Origin of the sequence: Staphylococcus lutrae (genome assembly GCF_002101335.1) — a bacterium.
Classification (GTDB): Bacteria; Bacillota; Bacilli; order Staphylococcales; family Staphylococcaceae; genus Staphylococcus; species Staphylococcus lutrae.
The window spans coordinates 1,920,815-1,933,372 of the sequence record NZ_CP020773.1; the positions used below are offsets into that span (position 1 = coordinate 1,920,815).

13 protein-coding genes are annotated in these 12,558 nt (G+C 31.1%); 11 read left to right on the forward strand and 2 right to left on the reverse strand.

From position 1 onward, the window contains the following. Nucleotides 1–13: 13 nt before the first annotated feature. The 9 genes from B5P37_RS08925 to B5P37_RS08965 all read left to right on the forward strand — a co-directional run bounded on the left by B5P37_RS08925 (nucleotide 14) and on the right by B5P37_RS08965 (nucleotide 9,414). Nucleotides 14–979 carry a competence protein CoiA gene (locus tag B5P37_RS08925; RefSeq protein ID WP_085237890.1) on the forward strand — a complete coding sequence of 322 codons (966 nt, stop codon included), beginning with the start codon at nucleotides 14–16 and terminating at the stop codon, nucleotides 977–979. Between the two features lie 72 nt (nucleotides 980–1,051). Beyond that, entirely contained in the window at nucleotides 1,052–2,860 is a 1,809-nt protein-coding gene (gene pepF / locus B5P37_RS08930) for an oligoendopeptidase F (protein ID WP_085237891.1), read from the forward strand. Nucleotides 2,861–4,396: 1,536 nt separating this feature from the next. Beyond that, the gene (locus B5P37_RS08935) at nucleotides 4,397–5,653 is read left to right on the forward strand and encodes an IS1182 family transposase (protein ID WP_085237024.1); all 1,257 of its coding nucleotides are present in this window, start codon (nucleotides 4,397–4,399) and stop codon (nucleotides 5,651–5,653) included. 45 nt (nucleotides 5,654–5,698) lie between these two features. Beyond that, on the forward strand, nucleotides 5,699–5,950 hold the full coding sequence (locus B5P37_RS12380; RefSeq protein WP_085236924.1) for a transposase: 252 nt from the start codon (nucleotides 5,699–5,701) through the stop codon (nucleotides 5,948–5,950). 144 nt (nucleotides 5,951–6,094) lie between these two features. Continuing rightward, nucleotides 6,095–6,454: a hypothetical protein gene (locus tag B5P37_RS08945; protein WP_085237892.1), complete on the forward strand. Its 360-nt coding sequence runs from the start codon at nucleotides 6,095–6,097 to the stop codon at nucleotides 6,452–6,454. Beyond that, nucleotides 6,438–6,950, forward strand: a complete 513-nt coding sequence (locus B5P37_RS08950) for a hypothetical protein (protein WP_085237893.1) — start codon at nucleotides 6,438–6,440, stop codon at nucleotides 6,948–6,950. The genes B5P37_RS08945 and B5P37_RS08950 overlap by 17 nt, the downstream gene beginning before the upstream one ends. After that, the gene (locus B5P37_RS08955; RefSeq protein ID WP_085237894.1) at nucleotides 6,951–8,171 is read left to right on the forward strand and encodes a YcaO-like family protein; all 1,221 of its coding nucleotides are present in this window, start codon (nucleotides 6,951–6,953) and stop codon (nucleotides 8,169–8,171) included. It begins immediately after the preceding gene. 20 nt (nucleotides 8,172–8,191) lie between these two features. Then, nucleotides 8,192–9,001: a SagB/ThcOx family dehydrogenase gene (locus tag B5P37_RS08960; RefSeq protein ID WP_085237895.1), complete on the forward strand. Its 810-nt coding sequence runs from the start codon at nucleotides 8,192–8,194 to the stop codon at nucleotides 8,999–9,001. After that, nucleotides 9,001–9,414: a hypothetical protein gene (locus tag B5P37_RS08965; protein WP_085237896.1), complete on the forward strand. Its 414-nt coding sequence runs from the start codon at nucleotides 9,001–9,003 to the stop codon at nucleotides 9,412–9,414. The genes B5P37_RS08960 and B5P37_RS08965 overlap by 1 nt, the downstream gene beginning before the upstream one ends. A 44-nt stretch (nucleotides 9,415–9,458) precedes the next feature. On the opposite strand, the gene B5P37_RS08970 is transcribed toward B5P37_RS08965, so the two are convergent. Together B5P37_RS08970 and B5P37_RS08975 are read right to left on the reverse strand one after the other, a co-directional pair. Continuing rightward, entirely contained in the window at nucleotides 9,459–9,647 is a 189-nt protein-coding gene (locus B5P37_RS08970; RefSeq protein ID WP_244898606.1) for an ATP-binding protein, read from the reverse strand. Nucleotides 9,648–9,800: 153 nt separating this feature from the next. Next, nucleotides 9,801–10,942 (reverse strand): IS3 family transposase gene (locus B5P37_RS08975; protein WP_280521809.1). Its coding sequence is split into 2 segments (ribosomal slippage): nucleotides 9,801–10,684 and nucleotides 10,684–10,942, totalling 1,143 coding nucleotides; the frame shifts between segments, so codons are not numbered across the junction. Between the two features lie 119 nt (nucleotides 10,943–11,061). Between B5P37_RS08975 and B5P37_RS08980 the strand changes: the two genes are divergently transcribed. Both B5P37_RS08980 and B5P37_RS08985 read left to right on the forward strand, forming a co-directional pair. Continuing rightward, nucleotides 11,062–11,532, forward strand: coding sequence for an ATP-binding cassette domain-containing protein (locus B5P37_RS08980; RefSeq protein ID WP_085237897.1), 471 nt, complete (start codon nucleotides 11,062–11,064; stop codon nucleotides 11,530–11,532). Further along, nucleotides 11,516–12,262, forward strand: coding sequence for an ABC transporter permease (locus B5P37_RS08985; RefSeq protein ID WP_244898607.1), 747 nt, complete (start codon nucleotides 11,516–11,518; stop codon nucleotides 12,260–12,262). The genes B5P37_RS08980 and B5P37_RS08985 overlap by 17 nt, the downstream gene beginning before the upstream one ends. Nucleotides 12,263–12,558 lie beyond the last annotated feature (296 nt).

Consider the following 12,558-nt stretch of genomic DNA (forward strand, 5'->3'; position numbering starts at 1 on the left):
TTGAGGTGAAACAATGTTAACAGCTTATAATGCGCAATTAGAACAAATTTTTGCGAGCCATGCCAATAAAAAAGAACGCTACTACTGTCCAGTGTGCAAGGCGCCTTTGATTTTGAAAACAGGTATACGTAAGGCGCCACATTTTGCACATTTTCATCATGGACAAGCACATGTACATCATAAAGGAGAATCCATACAACATCGTCAATGTAAATCGATGCTCTATCAAAAGCTTCAAACGATAGACAGTCACGTCAAGTTGGAACCTTATCTGAGCGAAGTGGCACAAATCCCTGACATTATATTTAAAAAATGGGCGATTGAAATTCAGTTCAGCCCAATTGGTATTAGAAAGTTGCGTGAAAGGACGCGCGGTTTGCGAGACGCGGGCTATCAAGTAATCTGGTTAACAAGTCAGCCGCGTCAAAGGAACGGGCAATATTGCTTATCACAATTACAACAACAGTGCATTATCCCGTCACATCGCACGTTGTACTGTATTGACACGATACAGTTTCAGCTCATTTGTTTATCAGGACTCATTCCATTGTCACACAATACGTTTCATGTACAATCAGCCATGATCCCGATTTCAAAGTTTGGCGCGCATTTGGAAGCTATGCCGACGCAAAGCTGTGAAATCAGAAAGTTATCAACATCTCAAATATTGAATTATATCCAACAATGTCGCCGCAAAAATAGTGTTTTGGATACAACATTGTCATTAATGTATCAAATGCGGTTAACCGATATTCAAGTCACAAAATTAACAGGATATTTATTTCCTGAGCAGCTTTATATTCAAACACATCCTGTCTTGTGGCAACTCGTCATGCTAAGCGCACTTCAAACAAAGCAACAGATCGAGCCCGCTTTATACGAGAAGATAAAATGGCGTTACTTTGCAATTGAAGGGTATGATAAAAGGCAAATCATCCATCAAGTGATCCAACGTTATTTAAAATTACTACATTTATAGTTGAATGAGGTGCATTATTGTGAGAAAAATGAGAAAATAGTCTTATCACATTCATCATGAGGAGGAGATCATATGAGTCAACAATTGACTAGAGAAGCACAAGAACAAAAATATCCTGAATATTCATGGGATTTAACAACCATTTTTGAGAACGATGAAGCATGGGAACAGGCTTTTAAAAAGGTAGAAAGCTATCTTGGTAAAGAAGAACAATTCAAAGGTCATTTAGGCGATAGTGCTGAAACATTATTTCAAGCACTTGCATTAGAAGACGAGGTTGAAACAGAGTTAGAAACAGTCTATGTCTATGCGCATTTAAAACAGGATCAAGATACAGCAAATGACAAATATACAGGTTTTGAAGCACGTGCACATCAATTAGCAATTAAACTCAGTTCAACATGGAGTTTCCTAGTGCCTGAATTATTGCAAATTGATGAAAAAACAATTGAATCTTTTGTAGCTGAGCATGAAGGATTAAAACGTTTTGAATTTGATTTACAATTAATTAATCAAAAACGACCTCATGTATTAGATGCAGATAAAGAAAAATTGTTAGCTGAAGTGCAGGACGCACTTTCAACACCTAGCAATGTGTTTAGTATGTTTGATAATGCAGATTTAACATTTGAAGATGTGACTGACAAAGATGGAAAAACGCATCCATTAACACAAGGGACTTTTATTAAATATTTAGAGTCAGATGATCGTGTGTTACGCCAATCTGCTTATAATGAAATGTATAAAGCTTATGGGAGCTATAATAATACACTCGCTGCAACATTAGCAGGTGAAGTGAAGAAGCATGTATTTAATGCACGTTCTCATAATTATAAAAGTGCACGTGGACAAGCATTAAGCAACAACCATATCCCAGAAGAAGTGTATGACAACTTAGTTAAAACCGTACATAAATATCTACCGCTATTACATCGTTATACTCAATTGCGAAAAGAATTACTCGGTGTAGATGAATTGAAAATGTACGATATGTATACACCAATGGTAAAAGATATCCAATTTGAGATGCCATATGATGAAGCCGTAGAGTGGATGTTGAAAGGTTTAGCACCAATGGGCGAAGAATATTTAAACGTGATCAAAGAAGGGCTAGACAACAGATGGGTTGACGTTTATGAAAATAAAGGTAAACGTTCAGGCGCATATTCATCAGGTGCACATCAAACGAACCCATTTATTTTATTGAACTGGTCGGATACTGTTTCTGACTTGTATACACTTGTTCATGAATTTGGACATTCAGCGCATAGTTACTTCAGTCGTAAAAATCAACCGTCCAATATGAGTGATTACTCTATTTTTGTTGCGGAAGTGGCATCAACATGTAATGAAGCGTTGTTGAGTCATTATATGGATCAGCATTTGGATGACAAACGTCGCTTATTGTTACTCAACCAAGAATTAGAGCGATTCCGTGCGACATTATTCCGTCAGACGATGTTTGCAGAGTTTGAACATAAAATTCATCAAATTGAAGAAGCGGGAGAGCCTTTAACCGCAACGCGTATGAATGAAGAATATGCAGCATTAAATCGTCAATATTTTGGCGACACAGTGGAAACAGATGAAAATATTAGTAAAGAATGGTCACGCATTCCGCATTTTTATATGAACTATTACGTTTATCAATATGCGACAGGTTACAGTGCTGCGCAAAGTTTGAGTCATCAAATTTTAACAGAAGGTCAACCTGCAGTAGAACGTTATATCAATGAATTTTTGAAAAAAGGAAGTTCGAATTATCCAATAGAAATTTTGAAAAATGCAGGTGTTGATATGACGACTCCAGAACCAATTGAAGATGCGTGTAAAGTGTTTGAACAAAAATTAGATACTTTTGAAAAATTAATGAAAGCTTGATAAGATTGAATCCGTTTACAATATGTCGGATTTGTGAAAGTTTTACTTTTAGGATTGAAATGGGTTGAAACAACGTGACACACATGATATATTATGAGCATGAAATTAATCACATTACAAACATACCCCTTTGTTTGAAGTGAAAAATTTCTCCCATCCCCTTTGTTTAGCGCCGTGTCGAAACACGGCGTTTTTTATATTGGAAAATCTATCTGTTTAACGTAACTCGGATAATGATATAGTGTTCAAAAAATATGCCTGATACTTTTAACGGTTGGTGAGTTTATCACTGACCGTTATTTTTGTTTTAAATACAAAAATAGCACAAATATCTCTATAATTGTAAGTGACTAAACCAACAAATTAAGGAGAGATATTCGTGCCTATGTATAATGATATATCAAAAATGATCAGAATAAAAGTATCAAATTTAAAAATCACTGAATGTTTAGGTATTCATGTCAAACCTTCAAGAACTTTCAATCATTGTTTTATAAAGGGGTTTTAACTTATCAACCTAAAGGTTGTGAGTGTTGTGGTATTAAGAATGAGCAACACAGTTATTAAAAATGGCTTTCGCTTTCGCAGTAAAACAATGATTTCCACTTTATAAATACATTTGATGGTAATAAGGTATATTAAAGACAAAATTAAAAGATAAAGATTTGACGTTTATAAATATGTTTACTTGCTTTCGGGGTTTTACTTTTCAGTATACTTATAAATGTCCATTACTGTAAAGCCTAACTCTAACATTCGTTAATTATTGTTTTGTATGAATCTAATTTCTGTGGTTTTTTTAACGTAATTCTCTTACTTTGTTTTTCTAATTCCAATAAATTACAAGTTTTGTAGTGTTTTTTTATTGTTCTTGGATCATTTGTACTTTCTTCTTAATTCTGAATAATCGAGTTAAATATCTTTTATAATGCAAAAAGACATTTTTTCATAAATATATATCTCAATCAAAAACCTCAAATGGAAAATCAATTTAATTGGTTTTCGTTAGATTGTTATTTTATAATTTAGAATTTTAAAAAAGTAGTAAAGAAGTATTTTCGCTTATCATTCAAAATATTCTAACTTTTCAGAAAATAATCATTGTAAATGTGCTTTTACAGTATTATAATATGTAAGTGAAAAAAGATTATGTGAATACATTTAAAGACCATAGGAAAGTTATATTTCTTTTACTTGGTTTATTAATAGGATTTCGAGACAGTCTTTTTTCTGATTTTAGTTTTAATGGTAGTGAAAAAAATGGAAGAACAATTTGTAATTCGTAAACTAGAAATGGATGACTTTTTGGCAAGTGAACAAATGAATTGGAATGTAACATTATGTTGCTGTCCATGTTGTTGCTGTTGTTAATTTGAAAAAGGGGGTGGGACATAATCCCCCTAGTTTGTTAAAAAAGCTCTGATTAGATGTCAAAAAACATTTAATCAGAGCTCTTTTTAGATATGACTTAAAAAAATAAAGCACTTCCCGTATAATTATTAATAACCACAAAAATAATAGACAGGGGTGCTTTATATGTACAAAAATTATAACATGTTTCAACTTACACTTCCAATAGAAACTGAGATGTCTTTTCCAGAAAATGATATCGTATTCATTATCAACAAGCTGGTAGAATCTATTCCCCAAGAAGCTTTTAATCCATATTATAGCCAAAGAGGTCCTTCATCATACCACCCCAAAATGATGTTAAAAATCATACTGTATGGTTATACTCATTCTGTTTTTTCAGGCCGAAGAATCGAACACCTTTTAAAAGATAGTTGCCGAATGATGTGGCTTGCGCAAGGCCAAACGCCAACTTATAGAACAATCAATCGCTTTAGAGTGAACCCCCATATGATGAAATTTCTACATATTTTATTTGTCGGTTTAAGAGCACAATTATTAGAAGATAAACTCATTACAGAGGATGTCATTTATATTGATGGCACAAAAATAGAAGCAAATGCGAATAAGTACACATTCCAATGGCTAGCTAATACGAAGCGTTTTAGTCAGTCTGTCATTGAAAAATCTACGGCATTATATGAGCAACTCGTTTCTGAAGAGATTATTCCTGAAATCAAGCGTGAATCTGGGCATGAATTAACAAGTGAAGAACTGAATCAAATAGAGACGCATTTAGGTTTTAAAGATGATGCGCTCACGTCTGAAATTGAAACGACTCAAGATGTAAAAACAAGAAAAAGCCTTAGAAAAGAAAGAAGTAAGGTGAGACAAAGTAAGAAAGCCGTCCAAGATTTTAAAGACCGTAAATTAAAATATGACAAACAAATGGAAATTTATGGCGACAGAAAAAGTTATTCTAAGACTGATCATGATGCGACATTTATGAGAATGAAAGATGACCACATGAAAAATGGACAATTAAAACCAGGTTATAACTTACAAATAGCAACAAATAATCAATTTATACTAGCCTACGGCGTGTATAATAAACCAGGAGATACGAGAACACTGGAGCCGTTTTTGAATGAAATGAAAGAATTATATGGTGACATTCCGGAGTATATCGTGGCAGATGCAGGTTACGGAAGTGAATACAACTATACCATGATACTAGATAAATTTGAGAAAACACCTTTGATCACTTATAGTATGTATCTCAAAGAGAAGCAGCGTAAATATAAAAACAATCCATTTATTACTGCTAACTGGGAATACAACGAGATAGAAGATTATTACATATGTCCGAATAAGAAGACATTACATTTTCGAAGTTACAGAAAGAGAAGAGACGGATACGGTATTCAAAGAGATTTTAAATGATATGCATGTGAAGAGTGTGTGGGCTGTCCATTACGAAGTCAATGTATGAAACAAAGTACTCACCCCAACACAAATAAAAGCTTATTTAAAAATCTAACTTGGGACTATTTTAAAGCTTTCACAAATAAGCAGCTTTCAGATCCAAAGAAAAAACACATTTATCAAAAGAGAAAGATAGATGTTGAATCAACTTTTGGAAATCTGAAGGCTAATTTGGGTTTCCAAAGATTATCGGTTCGCACTCAATCAAAAGTTGAATGTGAACTTGGCATCGCACTCATGGCAGTAAATATATGAAAACTGGCCAAAATTAGTGCTAGTTTTCGTTCGCTAATTAAGAAAAAAGCCGTCAAATTCTAAAAAATGAATTTTTGACGGCTTTTTCTTAATGGAACTGAAGGTCTGTGTCCCAGCCCCATCTTAAATTTGAGGGGATTTTTAATGAGAACAGATATTGACGTAGTATCAAAGGATAACCGTATTTATTTAAAAATAGCCAAGAGTATATTTGAAATTCATGGATTAAGCAAAAGTAAAGTTTTATCAATTATCCAAGAAATTAAAAATGGAGATTTAAATTTTGATGATAAACTTTATAAGAAGCAAATATATGAATTATTAAGACAAAATCACGGTTTGGAAAAATCCGAAAATACAGAACATTTATTAAGAGCGAAGAATATAAATATTTCAATAAATACTATAGAAAATAATATCATCGGTGTATGTGGAGATGCAGACTTAGTTGAGAAATATATTTCTAAATACTCCTATGCGAAAAAAAATGATCAATTTAAATAATGATAAAGGTAATTTTGATATTGGTTTAATAATAATCAGAAAATTCAACAGAAATAAGCAACTTATTTTAAATGAATATTTATCTAAATTAAATAAACCTTATATATCTTTAGTATACGAAGATTTATCATTTGTTATAGGTCCATACACCATTCCGAGAGTAACTTCATGTTTAGAGTGTAAAATCATAAGGGAAACTGATAATAACTATTATGGAGACATATTAAAATTATTTAATAATTCTGATATAGACAGTAGGGAATTTGTATTAGATGAATTATTAGAATTAGGATTTTCTTATGTTAATACAATTATTTTTAAAAGGATTTTGCAAAGTAATGACGTGATTATTGAAAATGAAATTGCACAAAAAATCATGGAATACTCTTTTATGAATAGTTCTTGGAGAGAACATAATTTACTGAAAAGTACAAAATGTAAGAATTGTTTCCCTGATTCCGAATATGATAATAGTGTTTTTGAGGTGAAGTTATAAATGAATTGTAATAAAGTAGATTCCTCATTATTTATTGATGAAAAATATGGATTGATAAAAAATATTTATAGTTTTCCTACTTATTATGGTTTGCCAAAGGTTTATGTCAAAATGGCATTTGGGGGGAATTATTCAACTGCCGGATTTAATGCTAGTGGGGCGGGAATAACACCTGAAAATGCAGAGAACTCTGCTGTAGGTGAATATATTGAAAGATACTCTTGCTTACATCCAAACAATTTAGAAGTTATAAAAGAAGGTATCAAGAAAATTGATCCTTCATATCTAAATAGTGAAGCTAGCAATAATTATGATGACTATAAATGGAAAGAGTGTTTAGATTGCGTAAATAACAAAATAGTTGCATTACCTGTCGATGCTATTTATTTAACCTATCGAAGTAATAAAACTAATAGATGGATAACAACTGCTACAGGAGCTGCGTGTGGTGAAAACCAATACCAGTGTATGTGGAAAGGAATTTCTGAGGTGTTAGAGCGCGACGCTTTTCAGTATATTTGGAGAAGGCAATTGCCATGCAAGAGAATATCAATTGAAGCAAATACGATATTAAAAAAATATTTTGATAATTATATTAAGTGCTCGAATATAAAATTTAGATTATACAAAATGGAGTTAGATTGGAATGTTCCAGCAGTATTTGGTGTGGCAGAGTTCCAAAATGGTGGATGTGTTGTTGCTGCATGCGTTAGACATACTTGGATTGAAGCTTGTAAAAAAACACTGTTAGAATTGACACAAAGTATTATAGGTTATGCTGCAGTGGTTTTTAATAAAGAAAGAATCAGAATAGATAATTTCGATAACATTAATGATTATCAAGATCATTCAATATTATATTTCAACGATAATATGTGTAAACATTTATATTTTTTAGATAAAGAAAATAAAGAGTTTAATATAAATGAAGAAGTAATGGAAAAAGATGATAAAGAAATTTATGAACAACTTTTAAATGAAATGAAAAAAATAAAAAAGGATGTATATTATGTGGATGTTACTTCAAAAGAATTAAAACGAACTAATTGGTTAGTTGGGAAAACTATAATACCCAATATGCTTGATATTGAACCTAACTTCATAAAAGTATTAAAACATAAAAGATTAGAAGAAATTGATGATAATTTAATTTCTAGAGGAATAAGAATTAAAGAAGAATTAAAAAATAATCAACCAATTGTACCACATCCTTTTCCATAATGAAATTGACGGAGGAAAATATGGAAGATTTTAAATCAACAATGATAAGTAATTATTATACAGGTTTAATAGGCCAAAACGCAATTCTTTTTCAAGAATTTCATCAAAATACTAAGCACAGTAAAGGTTATTTAATGAGAAATATGTATAAGTCTCGAACTCTTTTGAATAGTCGGAATTTTATAAAATCTTCAATAAATCCAGAAAAACATTATATTTTTCAACAGAGCTTTAATTTGAAGGGTCCAAGTAAAAAGTGTTTATTTAATTTACTTAATAATAGAAGGTCACAAGTTAAGATACCAACCACTAATTCGAGAATTACATTTGACATAATATCTAATTTATTTTGGTCAGGATATGGTAAAAATAAGAAAAATACACGAGTTATTCCATCAGCAGGTGCATTGTACCCATTAGAGTTATATGGTATTGTATTTGACGATTATGAAGAATTGCCAAAAGGTTTATATCATTATAGTTCTGATAATCATTCTTTAAGCTTAATAAGTTCGAATTCAGAATTATTCAATATTTCAAATTATATAATGATGTTTCAAAATATGGGAAAACCGTCTATTATATTTTTTATCACAACTATATTTAAACGATCTACATTTAAATATGATGATAGAGCATATAGATATATGCTAATAGAAGCAGGCGCAATGGCACAAAATATATCCTTAATGGCTACTGAATATAATTTGGTGAGTACATATATGGGAGGTACGGATGATTTTAAAGTTGAAACTTTACTAGGTGTAGACGGAAAGAATGAAAGTTTAATTAATTGTTTATTTATCACTAAAGATGTGGAGGAACTATAATGCCTAGAAAAACAATATTTTTTAAAAGGAGTAAACTTTTTAGTCACACATCGATATATATAAGGTTTGAATCAGAAGAGGATTTATCGTATATGCATATACTTGAACATATACTTATTCACAAAATGAAGCGCGATAATATTATTGTCATTGATGGATGCTCTAATAGAAATTTTATAAAAATAATAATTAGTGAAAAAACCCCTTTAGAAAATTTGTGTATTGATAAGTACTTAAATAATATAAGTGATAATGATATTCAATTGGCGGATTCTGAAATTCATCAAGAATTAGCTTTGCAAAAGTACGACGTTAGTCAATTATTATCATTAATAAGACAAAAACCATTAGAAGAGAAGTTAAAAATATCTTTAGACAATCTAAATGATTGGTTAGTGTCAATAGCGGTTTGAAAATGTTGTTTTATGGCGGTTTGAAAATGTCGTTTTTTGGCGGTTTAAGAATGACGTATGTTTAAACTTTTTTCACTTTTATAGTCTTTAAGTCGGTATGAATCGCCTGTAATTTTAAATATTTTTGAATGGTGAATAAGTCTATCAATAATGGCTGCTGACGCTATCTTGTTACTAAATGAGTCTCCCCAACTAGAAAATGGGATATTCGTCGTTATGATTGTGGATTTCATTTCATACCTGAGTGACATCAATTGATAGAAGAGGTCTGGATTTGTGTCAAGAAATCGGACACAGTGAATTTATAATTTTACCTCGCTCTGCTCGGTTTCCTATTCAAAAATAAACTTATTAAATCATATAAGTTCATTTTTAAACAGGTCATTTTATGAAAACATTTTTTCAAATTCAAGTGGACTTAGATAATTTAGTGTTGAATGAATTCTTTTGGAATTATAGAATGTCACAATATATTCTATAATACTAAACATTGCCTCATTACGCGTTTGAAAATTACAATGATGAATGAGTTCTTTCTTTATTATACTGTGAAATGACTCTATACACGCATTGTCATAACAATTTCCCTTCCGACTCATACTCGTTATTATTTCGTTTTCTCTTAATATATTTTGATATTCTATTGAGGCATATTGACTTCCTCTATCAGAATGGTGTATTAAACCTGCTGTTGGCTTCTGTGCAGTAAATGCTCTTTCTAGTGCTGAAATCACTAAATCTTTCGTCATTCTGTTCGACATTGACCAACCTATTATTCTTCTTGAGAATAAATCCATCACTGTTGCGAGATACACCCATCCTTCCCGTGTATAAATATAGGTAATATCTGATACCCATACCACACCTGGCTTTTCAACTTTAAATCGTTGGTTTAGTAAATTCGGATATATTGGTAGATTGTGTTTAGAATCTGTTGTTGCTTTATATTTCTTCTTTGTGATTGATCTGATACCCATTTCTTTCATCAATCTTGTTACTGTACGCTGTGAAACCTTTATTCCTTCTTTCATCAGTTCCTTTGTGATTTTTGGACTGCCGTACCTTTTTTGACTTCCAATATAAACTTTATAGATTTCCTTTTTTAATCTATCACGTCTCTTTTGTTGTGATGAAGCTGGACGTTTTTTCCAATCATAATATCCACTTTTTGAAACACCTAATACTTTGCACATCTTAGTCACACGAAATTCGTGCCGGTGTTGATATATAAATTCATAAATTATTTCTGGTCTTTGGCAAAGATGTGCATAGCCTTTTTTAATATTCGATTCTCTTCTTCAAGTTCCTTAAGTCGCTTTTGTAATTCGACTTCTGTTTGTTTTACTGGTGTTAATTTACCGCTACCAACAAAAGATGCTTCGCCACCTTCACGATACTTACTCAGCCATTTTGTAAGTGTTTGTATCGGTATATCAAGGTCTCTTGAGACCTCAGTCGCTTTTCTACCTGATTCAACCAGTTTTATTGCTTCCATCTTAAAGTTATGATCATATCTTCTCTTAGTCATGACAGACACTCCCGTAAATTAATAATATTATTATAAACTATTTATTATCAATTCGCTGTGTCCGTTAATGAGTCTAACATCATTATTGCTCCCAATTATCTGGAGGACAGCAAAGAAGGTTGCAATATGCAGCAGCAATTTCGAATGACCCTTTATTGCTTATTCTTGATGAACCTACTGTAGGTATGGACATTTTATCAAAAGAAAAATTTTGGAGTAATATTAAAAATAAAGTGGAAAACTCAAATTTAACTATCTTACTTATAAGTCATGACTTTGATGAAATAGAAAGGTTTACTAATAGAATTGTCATTTTAAACAAAGGAAAAATAGTACTCGATAAAAATAAAGATGTACTATTAGCGAAAAAGGATCCACTATTTCTTTTGGACAAGAAGCACTTAATGAATATTGACATATGCGATATCGAAAATTTGGCAAAGATAATCGAAGATGATACTTTATATTTTTCTTATTCACAATATCAAGAATTGATAAAGAAATCTCCTGAGTTAAACATGTTTTTTAAAAAAGAAGAAATAACAATAAATAAAATATTTAGGGGGATTATAAATGATGATAAAAAGTAAACAATTATTATTCTTGATACAATTAAATGTTAAAAGAAATTTCAGAGACTTTAAGTATGTTTGTTTAATCATATTATTACCAACTATTTTTTATATTATTTATTCTGAAATATTTCCTAAAAATGCCAATATTGATGGTACGAGTTGGGTAGAGTATTCACTAATTTCACTAATTTCATTTGGTATAATGGGAAATGCTATTAATTTATTAGGAACTCGTGTTGCTAGTGAAAAAAAAGATAATTGGTATAATTATCTAAAGGTATCACCGATTAAAACAAGTTATTATTTGATAAGTCATTTATTTACTTACTTATTAATTTCAATACTTTTTACAATACTAATGTTTGTTATTGCATACTTTTGGAATGGTGTACATATAGAGTTAACTAAAGTTTTTTACGTCACTTTAGCATTAAATATAGGAAGTTTTGTATTCCTATTTTTAGCATTGATTATAGGACAATTGGGATCTATCGCACAATCTGTTGGAACTATTGTGTACCTTATTTTATCATTTTTAGGAGGGCTTTGGATGCCTGTAGCAGCAATGCCTTCTAATATGCAAGGCTTTGCGAAAACACTACCGTCATACAATTATGCTAAATTGGGTTGGGATATCGTTGCGGGAAATCAGATTTCTTGGGCCAGTGTTCTTACTTTAATAATTTACTCTTTTGTATTCCTAGTTGTTTTTTTGTATTTGTCCAAAAGAGAGAAAAAGTATTAGTATTAAAAATTAATATAAACTGTAAAAACCGACAAAGTAAAATATGATTACTTAATCGGTTTTTTGCTGTTACTATTCTAATTGTCTTAAGTATTAAGTATATATGTATTTGGATATCACTTATAAAAGAAAAAGAATAATCAGTTATAAATGTGCTTGTTTTGTTGTATTCAAAGTATGTCATCATTACGATTTGTAACCAAAATTGGCAGTGATAGAACGCCTGATTTGAGTTGGTTTTTTAGCGAGTGACGGTTTGGTATGTCCCATCAGTTTCTAAAGGATAAAAATAAAAA